This is a genomic window from Pseudomonas acericola (SeqCode) (assembly GCF_053456465.1).
Genome location: NZ_JBRFJB010000003.1, coordinates 717,612 through 733,413, shown reverse-complemented (window position 1 = coordinate 733,413; position 15,802 = coordinate 717,612). Strand labels below are relative to the sequence as shown.

General features: G+C 61.9%; 13 protein-coding genes. 11 read left to right on the top strand and 2 right to left on the bottom strand.

Translation table 11 applies throughout. The annotated features are described in order from the left end of the window. Positions 1-12 precede the first annotated feature (12 nt). Both ACU688_RS15380 and ACU688_RS15375 read right to left on the bottom strand, forming a co-directional pair. Entirely contained in the window at positions 13-903 is an 891-nt protein-coding gene (locus ACU688_RS15380; RefSeq protein WP_448185435.1) for an SDR family NAD(P)-dependent oxidoreductase, read from the bottom strand. After that, on the bottom strand, positions 900-2,435 hold the full coding sequence (locus ACU688_RS15375; RefSeq protein ID WP_448185434.1) for a flavin-containing monooxygenase: 1,536 nt from the start codon (positions 2,433-2,435) through the stop codon (positions 900-902). Before ACU688_RS15375 ends, ACU688_RS15380 begins: the two co-directional genes overlap by 4 nt. 213 nt (positions 2,436-2,648) lie before the next feature. Here ACU688_RS15375 and ACU688_RS15370 point away from each other — a divergent pair, with 213 nt between their 5' ends. The 11 genes from ACU688_RS15370 (at position 2,649) to ACU688_RS15320 (ending at position 15,782) form a co-directional block, all read left to right on the top strand. Further along, positions 2,649-3,710, top strand: a complete 1,062-nt coding sequence (locus tag ACU688_RS15370) for an alpha/beta fold hydrolase (protein WP_448185433.1) — start codon at positions 2,649-2,651, stop codon at positions 3,708-3,710. A 294-nt stretch (positions 3,711-4,004) separates the two neighbouring features. Beyond that, positions 4,005-5,285 carry an alkane 1-monooxygenase gene (locus ACU688_RS15365; protein WP_448185432.1) on the top strand — a complete coding sequence of 427 codons (1,281 nt, stop codon included), beginning with the start codon at positions 4,005-4,007 and terminating at the stop codon, positions 5,283-5,285. A 135-nt stretch (positions 5,286-5,420) separates the two neighbouring features. Further along, positions 5,421-5,915: an alkane oxidation protein activator PraA gene (praA, locus tag ACU688_RS15360; RefSeq protein ID WP_017739150.1), complete on the top strand. Its 495-nt coding sequence runs from the start codon at positions 5,421-5,423 to the stop codon at positions 5,913-5,915. 135 nt (positions 5,916-6,050) lie between these two features. After that, a complete protein-coding gene (praB, locus tag ACU688_RS15355; protein WP_448185431.1) occupies positions 6,051-6,569 on the top strand; it encodes an alkane oxidation protein activator PraB in 519 nt (172 codons plus the stop codon). 102 nt (positions 6,570-6,671) lie between these two features. Next, the gene (gene praB / locus ACU688_RS15350; protein WP_448185430.1) at positions 6,672-7,193 is read left to right on the top strand and encodes an alkane oxidation protein activator PraB; all 522 of its coding nucleotides are present in this window, start codon (positions 6,672-6,674) and stop codon (positions 7,191-7,193) included. 72 nt (positions 7,194-7,265) lie between these two features. After that, positions 7,266-7,772, top strand: a complete 507-nt coding sequence (locus ACU688_RS15345; RefSeq protein WP_448185429.1) for a PraA/PraB family alkane oxidation protein activator — start codon at positions 7,266-7,268, stop codon at positions 7,770-7,772. A 108-nt stretch (positions 7,773-7,880) separates the two neighbouring features. After that, entirely contained in the window at positions 7,881-9,335 is a 1,455-nt protein-coding gene (locus tag ACU688_RS15340; RefSeq protein ID WP_448185428.1) for an outer membrane protein transport protein, read from the top strand. 257 nt (positions 9,336-9,592) lie between these two features. Next, complete coding sequence (locus ACU688_RS15335; RefSeq protein WP_448185427.1) at positions 9,593-12,118, top strand: acyl-CoA dehydrogenase; 2,526 nt, start codon at positions 9,593-9,595, stop codon at positions 12,116-12,118. 131 nt (positions 12,119-12,249) lie between these two features. Then, the gene (locus ACU688_RS15330) at positions 12,250-13,593 is read left to right on the top strand and encodes a 3-oxoacyl-ACP reductase (protein ID WP_448185426.1); all 1,344 of its coding nucleotides are present in this window, start codon (positions 12,250-12,252) and stop codon (positions 13,591-13,593) included. A gap of 3 nt (positions 13,594-13,596) precedes the next feature. Continuing rightward, positions 13,597-14,487 carry a MaoC/PaaZ C-terminal domain-containing protein gene (locus ACU688_RS15325; RefSeq protein ID WP_448185425.1) on the top strand — a complete coding sequence of 297 codons (891 nt, stop codon included), beginning with the start codon at positions 13,597-13,599 and terminating at the stop codon, positions 14,485-14,487. Beyond that, positions 14,484-15,782, top strand: coding sequence for an acetyl-CoA C-acetyltransferase (locus ACU688_RS15320; protein ID WP_448185424.1), 1,299 nt, complete (start codon positions 14,484-14,486; stop codon positions 15,780-15,782). The genes ACU688_RS15325 and ACU688_RS15320 overlap by 4 nt, the downstream gene beginning before the upstream one ends. Positions 15,783-15,802 lie beyond the last annotated feature (20 nt).

Below are 15,802 nucleotides of genomic sequence, written 5' to 3'. Positions count from 1 at the left end.
AGGTGCTCCTGTTCAGAGACGGGACTCGTCGTTGGTTTCCAAGACCTGGGGGCGCGGCTTGGGCGCCATGCGTTTGCTGGCCAGCACCACCAGCGCTTGATAGGCCGCCGGCAGGCAGCGCGCGAGCAGGTCGAGAAAGTAGGCATCACGGCCGATCAGCACGCGGCGCTTGTTGTGGCGCACGCCTTGCAGGATCACGTTGGCCGCCTTGTCGGCGTCGGTGATAAACAGCTTTTCGAAGTCGGCGCGGGCTTGTTGTTCGCTGTGGATCAGAAAACCGGTCATGTTCGCGTCGATGCGGCTGCTGCGACAGATATCGGTACGAATCCCGCCCGGGTGCACGCAGGTCGCGGACACGCCGCAGCGTTGCAGGTCGAGTTCCTGGCGCAGCGATTCGGTAAACCCGCGCACCGCAAACTTGGTGGCGTTGTAGCCGCTCATGCCGGGCTGGGCAAACAGGCCGAACACGCTGGAGGTGTTGACTACGTGGCCGTCGCCGCTGGCTTTCAAGTACGGCAGGAACGCCTTGGTGCCGTGGACCACGCCCCAGAAATTGATGCCGACGATCCATTCCAGGTCGGCATAGTCCACGCCTTCCACGGTGCTCGACAGCGCCACCCCGGCATTGTTGAAGATCAGGTTGACCTGGCCGTGCTGCACAAAGGTCTCGGTGGCCCAGGCGTGCACGGCCTCGCGGTCGGACACGTCCACCGTGTGGGTGGTGATCATCACCGGCGACAGCGTGGACGCCTTGATGATTGCCACGGTCTGCAACAGCCCCGGGCCGTTTTTGTCGGCCAGCGCCAGGTGGCAACCTTCCCGCGCCAGGGCCAGGGCGAGTGCGCGGCCCATGCCGGAAGCCGCGCCGGTGATGGCCGCGACGCGACCGTTGAAGGACTTCATGACAGGCTCCTTTCGGCGGCGCCGTGGGGCGCGGCGACCGGGCGGGGTGGCTGGATCGGCAGCAGGCGGGCCACGTAATCCTTGAGGGCAAAATGCCGGGTGACCTGCTTGAAGCGCCAGGTCGAACCGGGCCACAGGGTGGTGTTCTTGCCGGTGCGCGGGTCGAGGTACCAGCTCTGGCAACCGCCGGTGTTCCAGATGGTGCGCTGCAACTTGGCCTGCACGTGCAGGTTGTAGGCTTCTTCCACGGCAGGCTTGACCTCCACCGTGGCGATGCGATGGCGCTGCATCTGCTGGATGGCGTCGAGGATGTAAGTGACCTGGGCCTCGATCATCAAAATCATCGAGTTATGCCCCAGGCCGGTGTTGGGCCCGACGATGAGGAACAGGTTCGGGTAACCCGGCACCGTGGTGCCCTTGTAGGCATGGGCGCCGTCGTGCCAGGTGTCCATCAGGTCGATGCCATCGCGGCCGATGATGCAATCGCGGGGCAGTGGGTCGGCGGCCTGGAAACCGGTGCCGAAGATCAGGCAATCGGCCGGGTGCTTGATGCCGTTGGCGGTGACCACGCCGTCGGCTTCGATGCGCAGCACGGTGTCGGTGACCACTTCGACGTTGCTGCGTGACAATGCCGGGTAGTAATCGTTGGAGATCAACACGCGCTTGCAGCCGATGGTGTAGTCCGGCGTCAGGGTTTTGCGCAGGGAAGGGCGCGCGACCTGTTTGTGCAGGTGGCGCTGGGCGATCTTCTGCACCATTTTCATCAGCCGTGGGTGCAAGGCAAAGCCCACGACCCGGCCTTCCAGGGCCCAGTAGAACGCGCCACGCACCAGGCGTTGGGTGAACGGCAGGTGTTTGAACAGCCAGCGTTCAGCGGATGAAATCGCCCGGTCCGGCTTGGGCATGATCCACGGCGGCGTGCGCTGGAACAGGTCCAGATGGGCCACCTGCGGTGCAATCTGCGGCACGAACTGGATGGCGCTGGCGCCGGTGCCGATCACGGCCACGCGTTTGCCTTTCAATGAATAGTCGTGGTCCCACTGCTGGGAGTGGAAGCGCTTGCCCTTGAAATTCTCGAGTCCCGGGATCAGCGGCAACGCCGGGCGCGACAGGCCACCCATGCCCGACACCAACACCCGCGCACTGACCTGGCGGCCGCCGCTGAAGCGCAGTTGCCAGCGTTGTTGCTGCTCATCGAACACTGCACGCTCAAGGCCCATGCCAAAACGCAGATAGGGTGCCAGCTCAAACCGCTGTGCGCATTGTTCCAGGTAGGCGCGGATCTCGGCTTGCGGCGCGAACTGCCGCGTCCAATCCGGGTTAGGTGCAAAGGAAAACGAATACACATGGGATTGCACGTCGCAGGCGCAACCGGGGTAGTGGTTGTCGCGCCAGGTGCCGCCGAGGGTGTCGGCCTGTTCGGCAATCAGGAAGTCGGTGAGCCCGGCTTCCTTGAGCTTGATGGCCATGCACAGGCCGGCAAAACCGGAACCGATGATGGCGATGTCGATGGCATCGTCGTGGGCATTCATAGGCTGTCCTCTATGGGCATCTCATGTGCTCCTGTTTTTGTTGTGTGTTTTAGATAGAACACCATTGCAAAGGAAAAATGAATTAATTATTTTAAAAAAGATTTTAAATAATCTACCTGAAAATATCGCCTACGCTAGGACCTTGTTCTACAGGTGCGACTTGTCCGACGGACGAGCACGGTATGTACGAAGTCCGAGTCCAGGGTGTGGGCGATGGCTGAGGCCTTGATCAATTCCGGTCGGGTCGCCAGCAGCAGGGAAGCAGAGGACCGAGCTATGGCTGTCGAATGGGTTATTGCTGCGGCGGTGTGGGTGGGTGCGAGTGCATTGCTGTGGGCTTTCAGTGCGCGGATGACCCGACGCATCGAAGCGGCGGTACCGAGCAACGGGCGCTTCGTCGAGGTCGAGGGCGAGCGCTTTCATTATGTAGAAGAGGGCAAGGGCCCGCCGCTGGTGATGATTCACGGGCTGATGGGCAGCAGTCGCAACCTGACGTATGCCTTGTCCGGCCAGTTGGCCGGGCAGTTTCGGGTGATCACCCTGGATCGCCCAGGCTCGGGTTATTCCACGCGTCACGCTGGCACCCAGGCCGACCTGCCGGGCCAGGCCCGGCAAATTGCCGCCTTCATCAAGACCCTTGACCTGGACAAACCGCTGTTGCTGGGGCATTCCCTCGGCGGCGCGATTTCCCTGGCGTTGGCCCTTGATCATCCCGAGGCGGTGGGCGGCTTGGTCCTTGTGGCGCCGCTGACTCATCCCCAGCGCAGGTTGCCGTGGGTGTTCCTGTCGCTGGCGGTGCGCCCTGGGTGGTTGCGGCGCTGGATGGCGCACACGTTGACCCTGCCTATCGGGCTGCTGACCAAAGGCGCAGTGGTCAAGGGCGTGTTTGCCCCCGACCCGGCGCCGGCAGACTTCGCCACCCGTGGCGGCGGCTTGCTTGGCATGCGGCCGGGTAACTTCTATGCGGCCTCCACCGAGGTCAATACGCTCAATGATGACTTGCCGGGGATGGTCAAGCGCTACCCGCAACTGACCCTGCCCATCGGCCTGATCTATGGCTCGCGCGACCAACTGCTGGACTTTCGCCAACACGGCCAGGCCCTGGCCGATCGGGTGCCGGGCCTGAAGCTGCAGTTGGTGGAAGGGCGTGGCCACATGCTGCCGATCACCGCCACCGCGTGTGTGGTGGAGGTGGTGCAGCAGGTCGCCAAGCGGATGCGCGCACCACACAGCGCGACGCTTTTGCACCCGCCGTTCGCCCTGGCGAACAAATAAGCGTGGACTCTGTTGCGGGTTGGGCTGTCGCAAATGCTTGCTCTAGAGACCTGACCAAACGGCTGAAAAAGAGACTGCCCGGTCACGTAAAAAAGGCCTCGAAAAAGTAGTTGACGACCTACCGATTCCGCGTTATTTATTTAAAAAAATATTTCAATTTATATTTTGAAATGATTTTTGAAATGCCTAAGAGCGAATAAAAATGAAAAAAACGTCTTTTATCGCATGGTTGGTTTCCGGGAGCATTCAGCGCTCCTCGAACCTGTTTTCTGCCCTCCTGCCAAGGAGCCTGTCATGAATCAGACCCTGGCAGCTCCAAGCGTATGGACCGACGGCAAGCGCCACCTGTGGTGGCTGGGCATCATGCCGCTGGCCACCCCTCTGTTGTCCGGCGCGCTGGCCATTACCACGGGCATCCAGCAACTGTGGTGGGTCGGTGTACTGGTGATCTTCGGCCTGATCCCGCTGATCGACGGCCTGCTCGGCGAAGACGTCAGCAACCCGCCTGAATCCGCCGTCAGCCACCTGGAATCGCAAAGCTACTACCGCTGGATCGTCTACACCGGTGTGCTGTTTGTGATCTCGTCGGTGGTGATCACCGGCTGGCTCGCCGCCGGCGGCATTGAATGGATCATCCAGGGCGGCCTGCTGCAAGCCGCTGCCACACTGGACCCTTCCAGCTGGCTGTCCCACGCCGCCAGTTACATCACTGCGCGCGCTCAATTGCATGGCGAACCGAGCTGGTTCACCTACCTGGGCATGGCCATGTCCACCGGCGCAGCCACCGGTATCGCCATCAACACCGCCCATGAACTGGGGCACAAGCCCAATGCACTGGAAGTGTTCCTTGCCAAGGTCACCTTGGCGCCCACGTTCTACGGGCACTTCTACACCGAACACAACCGTGGCCATCACGTCCGTGTGGCCACCCCGGAAGACCCGGCCAGCTCGCGTCTGGGCGAGAGCTTCTGGGCCTTCCTGCCGCGCTCGGTGTGGTTCAGCGCCCGCTCGGCGTGGAACCTGGAGCGTGAACGCCTGCGCAAACTCGGCTTGCCGGCCTGGCACTGGCAGAACGGCGTGCTCAGCGCCTGGATGTACAGCGTGGTGTTGTGGGGCGCGATGATTGCCTGGCTGGGGGCGGCGGTGATTCCGTTCCTGATCATCCAGGGCATCTACGGTTTCTCCTTGCTGGAAGTGGTGAATTACGTCGAGCACTACGGCCTGAAACGCCAGAAGTTGCCCAATGGTCGTTATGAACGTTGTTCGCCTCGGCACTCCTGGAACAGCAATCGGATTGTCACCAATATCTTCCTGTTTCAATTGCAACGGCACTCCGATCACCATGCCAACCCAACCCGTAGTTATCAGTCGCTGCGTCACTTCGATGAGTCGCCGCAACTTCCCTATGGATACGCGAGCATGATTGTCTGGGCCTACGTGCCTTACTTGTGGCGCCGGCGCATGGACCATCGAGTGTTGAATCATTACGCCGGGGATATCACCCTGACCAATCTTCAGCCGTCACAACGCTTGAAGTACCTGGAGAAGTACAGCGGCAGTGCCAAGCCGTTCTGATGTGAACTAACACGTAAGTGGGCGTACTCGGGATCTGTGTATCGCGCAGGTTTTTATCGCCCACGGTTTTCCCCGGTTAGTTGCAAGAAGTTGTTTGACCCTAACAAAAATAATTTCAAGGGAAGGACGTACACCATGCAAGCACCTGCCAAGTTCACCACCCACATCGTATTGGCCGCATTGGGGCTGATCGTCTATCACCAGGCCCAGGCCGCGCGCATCGAGCCGGCCGGCAGTGCCTTTACCGCCCAGGGCCCCATCAGCTTTTCCAAGGGCGCGCTGATCAGCGCCGACTGCACCATCAAGGTGGCCGGCAAGGTCGCGGCGGATGGTTCGTCGGTGAATGTCGACAAGGTCGAGTTCGACGGCGGCCTCAAGTGCAGCCGGGTCGAAGCCATCAACTTGCCGTGGGTGTTGATCGCCAAAGACACCAAGAGCGGTTCCATGTCGAAGATCAGCGTGGACGTGCACGCCTTCGGCCTGGGCGGCAAGTGTGGGCCTTCCACCGCCGACGGTACTTGGGATAACGCCACCGGCAAGTTGGAAGCCAGCAATGTGCCGATTGGCGAAGACTGCAAGATCAAGACGGTGTCGATCAAGATGCCGCCCAACTTCAAAGTTGTGGAATAAGCGTCAGATGTAGTTGCGGTAATCGAATTGAGATTTGGCTGGAAAGGGAAGTTCTGCTGTGTTTCACCGTGACCTCTCGTTCATGGCCATTACCCCCTGGCGAAATGACTTCGCCATAACATGTGAGGAACAACAATGAAAAGTTTGAAAACCCTCGTATCGTTGACTGCTTTGGCTGTTTGCATGGGTGCGGCCTCAATGGCCAATGCGGCGTCGTTCAGCCCAGCGGGCAAAACGTTTACCACGGATGCCACTGGCACCATCGTGGTGAAGTCGCCGTCGTCATTTGGTGGGGCCGTGACCTGTAAGGCTGTATTCCAAGGCACTGTTCGCAGCGATGGTAAAGCCGATATCACCAACGTAACGATTTCCCCTGGCTCCAGCACCCTGTGCAACCTGCCCAACATTACCGGCCTGCCTTGGCTGCTGACGCCTGTCACCACTACCACCGGCACCGCAACCAACGTCGGCTACACCATCACTGGTGCTCCACCGCTGATCCCGGCCACCAACTGCGGCCCATCCCAGATCAACGTAACCCTGGCGTCTACGGCGTCGTCCATCACCCTGGCGGCTGCCAACCAGCCACTGTCAGGCAGTTGCACCGTGCAGTCGCTGAATGTAACGGCTACCGGCGTAACCATCGTTCCGTGATAGCGACACTCCGTCACAAGGGCTGATCACCCGCAACAACGCAGGTGCCTCTCACGGGGCACCTGTTTATAGGTGATTGGGTTGACCGGACAGGTAGGGAAGATGATGAAAAGACTACATGCCTTCGCAGGAGCAGGATTGTTTGCGCTGTGGGTGAGTGTGCCTTTGGGCGCCAGTGCCGCGACGTTCAGCAGCCCGGGTTTGCAGTTCACCACCAGTCCAACCGGCACGATTACGTTGAAGTCTCCGTCCTCCTTTGGTGCGGCGGTCAACTGCAATATCCAGTTGACCGGTGGTGTACGGCTGGATGGGTCGGCGATCGACATTCAGCACATCAGAGTCTCAGGCGCTGATGCGCTGTGCCAAAGAATTCAGATGAACAATTTAGTTTGGAAGATAACGCCGACTTCTCTGACGGGGGGCACGGTGAGTAATGTCGGACTCTTCGTTCCGGGACTTCCTCCACTGATTCCCGTCTCTAGCTGCGGCCCCGCAACGCTTCCGTTGGGGTTGGGCAATGGGGCCGGGGTTGTGAATGTTTGGGGACTCAACCTGTACTTGCCGGGTAATTGCAACGTGGCGTCATTGAATGTCGCCATTCCCAACACGTCCATCATCCCCTGATCAATGCACGGCGATTACGAACAGACGCTGGCGGAGCCGGCTGAAAAATAAAAATGTCTGAGGACAGAGACAATGCAAAGCGTCAGCTCACGAATTTCCTTCGCCGCACTGCTCCTGGGTGTGGTGTTCACCTCATCGATGGCAACCGCGGCCACGTTTGCACAAGCGGGAACGGCATTTACCACCACGGGTTCGATTTCCACAGCGGTCAAGATGCTCGCGTGGACCCCGGTTCCTTGCAACCTCACCCTGACCGGCCAAGTCGCCGCCGATGGCAGCCACGCAACCATTACCGGCGCCACCTTTACCCCCGTCAGCGGCACCAATTTGCTGTGCACGTATTCGGCACCGCTCAACTTGCCCTGGACGCTGCTGCCCACCAGCGCGAATACGGCAACGCTTGCCGGTTTCAGTGAGAAGGCGGCCTACGACAGTTGCGCGACGCCAAGCACCTTGAGCCTGCAATGGAGCGCTGCCAGCAGCGCCTTCAACCTGGCCAGCCCGTACACGATGAATGCCACTTGCAAGATCACTGCGTTGACCTTCAAGCCTTCGCCGGTGCTGACGATCAACCCTTGAGGTGGATCCTGGCGCCGCTATTCGAAGTACCGCCTTTGACCAGGCGAACCAAGCAGCATGACGAACCGGCTGGGGTCGGTTCAGTGAGATAACAATAAGGAGTGCCGCATGAATAATAAAAAACAACAGGTACAGGTATTGCTGGGGTTGGCGCTGATGGGAGGGGTGTTGGTTGCCGCGCCGGTGCAAGCCGGTGGCTTCTCCACACCGACCTATGGTGCGCAGGGCTGGGGACGTGCGTTTGGTGGTGGTTCGCTGTTCAAGAACGACCCCAGTTCCGCCTACAACAACCCGGCGGCCATGGCATTTGTTGAGCACAATGTTGCGCAATTCACCGTCGATTACGCGCGCATCAAGATCAAGTACAAAGGGGAGGCCAACAACTATCTTGGCAACCCAGTGACCAACACGCCGGTCACGGATGAAGGGTTCCCGGGCTCAGAGGCCACGGTGAACAACAACAATGGCGGCGAAGGCGGGTTCACCGCCTGGTTGCCCACCGGTTTCATGGTGATGCCCCTGGGTGACCGCTTTGCGTTCGGCTTGAGCCAGGTGGTGCCGCAAGGCATGCGTTCAACTTGGGATTCGGACTCCAAACTGCGGGATTTTGCGGTAGACACCAAGATTGAAACCGTCGGCCTGACCGGTTCTCTTTCGTTCAAAGTGAACGACCAGTTCTCGATTGGTGGCGGTGTCATCGTCCAGCACAGCAAAGGCTTCGTCAGCCAGAATATCGACTTGCTGGCGGCAGCCTCCAATTCCCAGTCCGAGTTGCTGGGCGGCATCGACTTCCCGGCAGGGGTCGGTGGTGCGCTGATGCGGGTCAAGGTCGATAATATCTCGGCGGGCTGGTTCACCGGCATCGTCTGGAAACCGACGCCGCAAGACACCCTGGGCTTGAATTATCACGCCAAGATCAAGAACAAGATGACCGGCAAATACAACATTTACGCCGATCAGTTTTCCTACAACCTGATGACCCAACCCAGCCCGTTTGGTGGTAGCGGCACGTTGGTCGAAGAGGCCTATCCTGGGCTGAAGCTGTTCCCGGATGGCGCGCATGCCAGCACCCAACTGGATATTCCTGCCACGGCGGCCTTTGACTGGGTTCACCAGTTCAACGACCGTTTCACGTTGGGCGCCAGTGTGGCCTGGACTCAATGGTCGTCGTTCAAGGACCTGACCCTCAAATCCGGCGATATCACCATCGTCTCCATTCCCTACAACTACAAAGACACCTGGATGTACTCCGTGGGTGGCGACTTCCGCGCCACGGATGAGCTGACCCTGCGCGCGGGCGTGGCCCTTGACCAGACGCCAACCCGTAACTCGACCCGTGACCCACGCATTCCAGACGGCGACCGTACCTTCCTGTCATTGGGCGCGGGCTACGAGGTCAAGGCGATCAAGGGCTTGAGCCTTGACGTGGCGTACTCTCACCAGTTCGTGCAGGAGGTCAAGCTGAAGACCAAGAACGTCGACCGCCTGGGGGGCGCGAGCCTCGACGGTAAAGCCGAGTCGTCGGGCGATGTGGTGAGTGTGTCGGCTACCTACGCGTTCTGATGATTGATCGAGGATGATGGAAGAGGGCATCAAGCGCATCTTGCTGCCGTTATCCCGTGGTTCATCCTCATTCCTGTGTTGTGTGTTGATTGATCCGGCTGACCCGTTCAGCCGCTGTTTTTTTTGCCAAAGCATTAAATAAAAATTTCAAAACAAAATTTGAAAAATGCTTTGCGAGTTTGTAGTGTGGCTTTACGCCGCAGCTTTTCCGGGCTGTTGCACCGAGGCCGTACCCTGAATCGAGTAGAGGTATCCCCATGGTTATCTGGTTATTGGCGGGTGTCGCAGCAGCGATTGCCCTGGCGTATCGACAAGCGGCGGCCACCTTGTGGCTGGGCGCTGGCCTGGTTTGGCTGGCAGTGGGTTACCTGTTCAATGTGGTCGAAGGCTTGGGTGTCACGGTCGCAGCGTTGTTGGTGCTGGCGCCCGCGTTGCTGATGGCGATCAAGCCTCTGCGCCGCAGCCTGTTGACCAGCAAGGCGCTGGCCTTGTTTCGCACGATCATGCCTGCCATGTCCGACACCGAGCGCGCCGCCATCGAGTCCGGCACCGTGTGGTGGGACGCCGAGCTGTTCAGCGGCAAACCCGACTGGCAGCGCCTGCTGCAAGCCGCTCCCGCCAGCCTCAGCGCGGAAGAACAAGCCTTCCTCGATAACGAAGTGGAAACCCTGTGCGACATCGCCAACGACTGGGAAACCACCCAGGTGTGGCAGGACATGTCCCCCGAGGGTTGGCAGTACACCAAGGACGCCGGCTTTCTCGGCATGATCATTCCCAAGCAGTACGGCGGCAAAGGTTTCTCCCACTATGCGCACTCGCAAGTGGTGATGAAGCTGTCCACGCGCTGCTCGGCGGCGGCGATTTCGGTGATGGTGCCCAACTCCCTGGGCCCGGCCGAGTTGCTCTTGCATTACGGCACCGACGCCCAGCGCAACTACTACCTGCCACGCCTGGCGCGGGGTGAGGACATCCCTTGTTTCGCCCTGACCAGCCCCTATGCCGGCTCCGACGCCGGGGCAATCCCCGACCTGGGCATCGTCTGCAAAGGCACCCATGAAGGCGAGGAAGTGCTGGGTTTCCGCGTGACCTGGGATAAGCGCTACATCACCCTCGGGCCGATTGCCACGGTGCTCGGCCTGGCGTTCCGCGCCGAAGACCCGGACGGCTTGCTTGGCCCGGCCGGTTCGCTGGGCATCACCTGTGCGTTGATCCCCACCGATCACCCCGGGGTCAACAGCGGGCGCCGGCACTGGCCGTTGAATGCGGTGTTCCAGAACGGCCCGACCACCGGCAAGGATGTGTTTATCCCACTGGAGTGGGTGATCGGCGGCCGCGAACAAGTCGGCAATGGCTGGCGCATGCTGATGGAATGCCTGGCCGCCGGGCGGGCGATTTCCCTGCCGTCGGCCAACGTCGGCCTGGGCAAGGTCGCCGTGCGCGGCACCACCGCGTATGCGGCGATGCGCAAGCAGTTCGGCCTGCCCATCGGCAAGTTCGAAGGCGTGCAGGCGCCACTGGCGCGCATGGCCGGGCATTTGTATGCGTGCGATGCGGTGCGCAAAGTCTCGGTGGCGTCCCTGGATGCCGGTGAAAAACCCTCGGTGATCTCGGCCATTGCCAAGTACCACGTCACCGAGCGCGCGCGGATCATCGTCAACGACGGCATGGACATCGTGGCCGGCAAGGGGATCTGCATGGGGCCGAACAACTTCCTCGCCCGCGCCTACCAGCAAAGCCCCATCGCCATCACGGTGGAAGGCGCCAACATCATGACCCGCTGCCTGATCATCTTTGGCCAGGGCCTGATCCGTTGCCATCCCTACGTGTTCCGCGAGATGGAAGCGGCGCGCAACCCGGACCGGCGCCAGTCGCTGGAAGACTTTGACAGCGCGATGTTCGGCCATGTGAGTTTTGTCCTGGCCAATACCGTACGCGCGGCGGTGCATGCGCTGACGGGTGGGCGGCTGATTGCCGCGCCGGCCAAGACCGATCCGGCGCTGGCGTCCTACTACCGCCAGGCCAATCGTCTGTCGGTGGTGCTGGCGTTGATCTCGGACGTGTCCATGGGCGTGCTGGGCGGCGCCCTCAAGCGCAAGGAAAGTATCACCGGGCGCCTCGGGGATATGCTGTCGCAGCTGTACATCCTGTCCTGCGTGCTCAAGCGGTTCGAGGACGATGGCCGGCCCCAGGCGGACCTGCCGCTGGTGCATTGGGCGGCGCAGGACGCGTTGCTGCGCGCCCATGAAGCCCTTGCCGAAGTGCTCGACAACTACCCGTCCACAGCCGCTGCGGCGGTGGTGCGCGGCTTGAGTTTCCCGTTGGGCATTCCCCGGCGCAAACCGTCGGACCGCTTGTTGGCGCAGGTGGCGGATGTGGTGCAAACCCCCGGCGAAACCCGCGATCGTCTGCTGGCCAATTCCTACATTCCACGCCCGGAAATCGACAAATTGGCCTACGGCGAACTGGGCTTTCGCTTGTTGCCGCAGGTGGAATTGATCGACGCGCGGCTCAAGCCGGCGATCAAGCAAGGCCTGCTCGAACCGATGCCGATCTCGGCAAGCGCGTTTACCGGCTGGCGCGTCAAAGCGCGGGCGCTGGACCTGATCAGCGACGACGAAGACGCCTTGCTGGCGCGTTATGTGGAATACGCCGATCACGCCATCCAGGTGGACGACTTCCCGCAGGACTTTGGTTTGCTGGAGGCGTTGCAGCAGCGCAAGCAGGCGCTGGAGCCGGTGGCCAAGCGCCGCAGCAGCCAAGGCGAAAACGCTTCGGTCAATTAGCCGCAACGCGGTCAATGTGGGAGCTGGCTTGCCTGCGATAGCGGTGTATCAGGCACACCGCTATCGCAGGCAAGCCAGCTCCCACAGGGATCGGGTTCACAGGTCAAGACAGTGTGTGAGTGGGTTTATCTATGAGTGACAGCTATCTAACGTTCGTCAATTCCCCTTGGGGCCGCCGCCTGGCCCAAACCATCGGCTTGCCGCAACCGCTGCCCTTGCAGCGCCATCGCAGTGGCCAGCAGGGCTTGGCCAACCCGGTGATCGTCGCCGGGGCAGGGCGCCTGGCGGCGCAGGTGCAACAGCTGTTCAGCGCCACCGATACGGTCACTGCCGCTGCGGCCACGCTCAAGGCGCCGTCCACCGGCAAGGTGCAGGGTGCGGTGTACGACGCCAGTGGCGTGAGCAGCCTGCAACAGCTGGACGAGCTGTACGAATTCTTCCACGCCAACGGCAAACGCCTGGGCCAACACGGCCGCGTGGTGGTGCTTGGCACCGCGCCGGAAGACTGCGCGGACTTGCCCCAGGCCATCGCCCAGCGCGCCCTCGAAGGCTTGGTGCGCTCCCTGGCCAAGGAGCTGCGCCGTGCGATCACGGTGCAATTGCTCTATGTCGCACCGGGGGCCGAAGACGCCCTGGACAGCAGCCTGCGCTTCTTTCTGTCGCGCCGTTCGGCCTACGTCTCTGGGCAAGTGGTGCGCGTGGAAAACCCCGTGGACGGCCACGTGGCAGTCAACTGGGACAAGCCTTTTGCCGGTCGCCGCGCGCTGGTCACCGGCGCTTCCCGTGGCATCGGCCTGGCGATTGCCCAAGTGCTGGCCCGCGACGGTGCCCATGTGGTGTGCGTGGATGTGCCCCAGGCCCAGGATTCGCTGCAACAAGCGGCGGCCAGTGTCGGTGGTTCGGCGTTGCCGTTGGACATCACCGCAACCGATGCGGCCGCGCTGTTGCACGCCCATGTCAGTCAATACGGCGCGTTCGACGTGGTGGTCCACAACGCCGGGATCACCCGTGACAAGACCATCGTCAAGATGACCGAGGCCGCGTGGCGCAGTGTGTTGGCGGTCAACCTGGAAGCGCCCCTGCACCTGAGCCAGGCGTTGCTGGACAGCCAGGGCCTCAACCCCGGCGGGCGCATTGTCTGTGTGTCGTCGATTTCCGGCATCGCCGGCAACCTCGGGCAAAGCAACTACGCCACCTCCAAGGCCGGGGTGATTGGCCTGGTGCAAGGCCTCGCTCCGCGTGCAGCCGCGCAGCAGGTCACGGTCAATGCGGTGGCGCCGGGGTTTATCGAAACCCAGATGACCGCGAAGATCCCGCTGATGATCCGCGAAGCGGGGCGGCGCATGAATTCGTTGCACCAGGGCGGGCAGCCGATTGACGTGGCCGAGACGATCGCCTGGCTGGCGCACCCGGCGTCCGGCGGGGTCAATGGACAAGTCGTACGGGTGTGCGGGCAAAGCCTGCTGGGAGCTTGAGCCATGGACTACGTGACGCAGATTATCGACCCACCGCCGTCGCGCACCCAGCTGTTGCTCGATGGCGTGCGTGCCTTGCGCAAACCCAAGCTGGACGGTGCGCCGCTATTGCCCACGGAACGCCTGGTGCGTTCGGCAGTGGCGTTGCAAGGCGCCGAAATTGCCGCCTATGGCCGGGCTTGCGGGTTTCGCCCGGAGCAGGGCGTGCCACTGTCCTATCCCCATGTGCTGGCGTTCCCGCTGCACTTGATGTTGCTGACACGGCCGAGCTTTCCATACCCGGCCAGCGGTATGGTGCACCTGGCCAATCGCATTCGCCAGCATCAACGCTTGCAGGAGGGCCAGGCGCTGCGCCTGGAGGTGTATTGCGAACGCTGGGTTGCGCATGCCAAGGGCCAGGCGCTGAGCATCGCCACCCGTGCCTACAGCGCCGGCACCCTGGTGTGGGAAAGCGACAGCCTGTACCTGCGCCGGGACGTCAAGGACCCCGTCGGCGAACCCTGGAATGACGCGTTGGCATTGCAGGAAGAAGGCCTGCTGCGCACCCAGCGGTGGGTGTTGCCTGCCGATCTGGGCCGGCGCTTTGCCAGGGTGTCGGGGGACTTCAACCCGATCCATACCTCGCTGATCGGCGCCAGGCTCTTTGGCTTTCGCCGCGCCATCGCCCACGGCATGTGGACCCTGGGCCGGGCACTTGCCGCCCAGCAACCGCCCGGTGGGCTGGAGCAGGCCGAGGCGCATTGCGACTTTAAACTGCCGATCTTCCTGCCCGGCCAGGTCGCGCTGTGGAACCACCCCGTAAGCGGCCCGCGCCGCGAGTTCGAAGTGCGCAATTTCGCCGGTGATAAACCGCATATGCGCGGGCTATTTGTCTGGAATGAGAACCGTCGATGACTGACTACAGCTTCAACCCGGCCCCGACTCGCCGCGTGGCGATTATCGGCGGCAACCGCATCCCGTTTGCCCGTTCCAACACGGTGTATGCCCACGACAGCAACCAGGACTTGCTGGTGGCGGCGCTGCAAGGCCTGGTGGACCGCTACAACCTGCACGGCCAGCGCTTGGGGGAGTTTGCCGCGGGTGCGGTGATCAAGCACTCGCGGGATTTCAACCTGGCGCGTGAGTCGCTGCTGTCCACCACCTTGTCGCCGGACACGCCCGCGTACGACGTGCAGCAAGCCTGCGGCACCGGCCTGGAGGCGGCGTTGCTGGTGGCCAATAAAATCGCCCTCGGCCAGATCGACGTGGGCATCGCCGGAGGGGCCGATACCACCTCCGACGCGCCCATCGGCATCAACGAATCCCTGCGTCACACCTTGCTCGCGGCCAACCGCGCCAAAGGCCTGGGCGGCAAGCTACAGACCTTGCTCAAGGTGCGTCCGTCGATGTTTTTCAAGCCGCTGCTGCCGCGCAATGGCGAGCCGCGCACCGGCTTGTCCATGGGTGAGCACTGCGAGGAAATGGCCAAGCGCTGGCAGATCAAACGCCTGGCCCAGGATGAGCTGACGTTGACCAGTCACCAGCGCCTGGACGCGGCCTACAAGCGCGGCTTCTTCGACGACCTGATCAGCCCCCATCGCGGCCTGGCCCGGGACAACAACCTGCGCGCCGACACCAGCCTGGCCAAACTCGCCAGCCTGGCGCCGGCTTATGACCGCGACAACGGCAGCCTCACCGCCGGCAACTCGACACCGCTGACCGACGGCGCCTCGGTGGTGTTGCTGGCCAGTGAAGAATGGGCCGCCGCCCATGGCTGGCCAGTACTGGCCTACCTGCGCACCGGCGAGACGGCGGCGGTGAATTTTGTCGATGGCACCGAAGGCCTGCTGATGGCCCCGGCCTACGCGGTGCCGCGCATGCTCAAGCGCGAAGGCTTGAGCTTTGCCGACTTTGATTTTTTCGAGATCCATGAAGCCTTTGCCGCCCAGGTGCTGTGCACCCTCAAGGCTTGGGAAGACGCCGATTACTGCCGTGAACGCTTGGGCCTGGACGCGCCCCTGGGCTCCATCGATCGCGCCAAGATGAACGTGAATGGCGGCTCCCTGGGTTGCGGCCATCCTTTCGCCGCCACCGGTGGCCGGCAACTGGCGACGTTGGCCAAGACTATTCATGAAAACGGCGGCGGCCGTGGCCTGATTTCAATCTGTGCGGCGGGCGGGCTGGGCATTACGGCCATCGTCGAAAAGTAGCGCTATCCAAAACAACAATA

What these genes read in the sequence shown, in the direction of transcription:
- ACU688_RS15380 (WP_448185435.1), bottom strand. Translation starts at nt 903, where the DNA reads ATGAAGTCCTTCAACGGTCGCGTCGCGGCCATCACCGGCGCGGCTTCC.
- ACU688_RS15375 (WP_448185434.1), bottom strand. Translation starts at nt 2,435, where the DNA reads ATGAATGCCCACGACGATGCCATCGACATCGCCATCATCGGTTCCGGT.
- ACU688_RS15370 (WP_448185433.1), top strand. Translation starts at nt 2,649, where the DNA reads ATGGCTGAGGCCTTGATCAATTCCGGTCGGGTCGCCAGCAGCAGGGAA.
- ACU688_RS15365 (WP_448185432.1), top strand. Translation starts at nt 4,005, where the DNA reads ATGAATCAGACCCTGGCAGCTCCAAGCGTATGGACCGACGGCAAGCGC.
- praA (WP_017739150.1), top strand. Translation starts at nt 5,421, where the DNA reads ATGCAAGCACCTGCCAAGTTCACCACCCACATCGTATTGGCCGCATTG.
- praB (WP_448185431.1), top strand. Translation starts at nt 6,051, where the DNA reads ATGAAAAGTTTGAAAACCCTCGTATCGTTGACTGCTTTGGCTGTTTGC.
- praB (WP_448185430.1), top strand. Translation starts at nt 6,672, where the DNA reads ATGATGAAAAGACTACATGCCTTCGCAGGAGCAGGATTGTTTGCGCTG.
- ACU688_RS15345 (WP_448185429.1), top strand. Translation starts at nt 7,266, where the DNA reads ATGCAAAGCGTCAGCTCACGAATTTCCTTCGCCGCACTGCTCCTGGGT.
- ACU688_RS15340 (WP_448185428.1), top strand. Translation starts at nt 7,881, where the DNA reads ATGAATAATAAAAAACAACAGGTACAGGTATTGCTGGGGTTGGCGCTG.
- ACU688_RS15335 (WP_448185427.1), top strand. Translation starts at nt 9,593, where the DNA reads ATGGTTATCTGGTTATTGGCGGGTGTCGCAGCAGCGATTGCCCTGGCG.
- ACU688_RS15330 (WP_448185426.1), top strand. Translation starts at nt 12,250, where the DNA reads ATGAGTGACAGCTATCTAACGTTCGTCAATTCCCCTTGGGGCCGCCGC.
- ACU688_RS15325 (WP_448185425.1), top strand. Translation starts at nt 13,597, where the DNA reads ATGGACTACGTGACGCAGATTATCGACCCACCGCCGTCGCGCACCCAG.
- ACU688_RS15320 (WP_448185424.1), top strand. Translation starts at nt 14,484, where the DNA reads ATGACTGACTACAGCTTCAACCCGGCCCCGACTCGCCGCGTGGCGATT.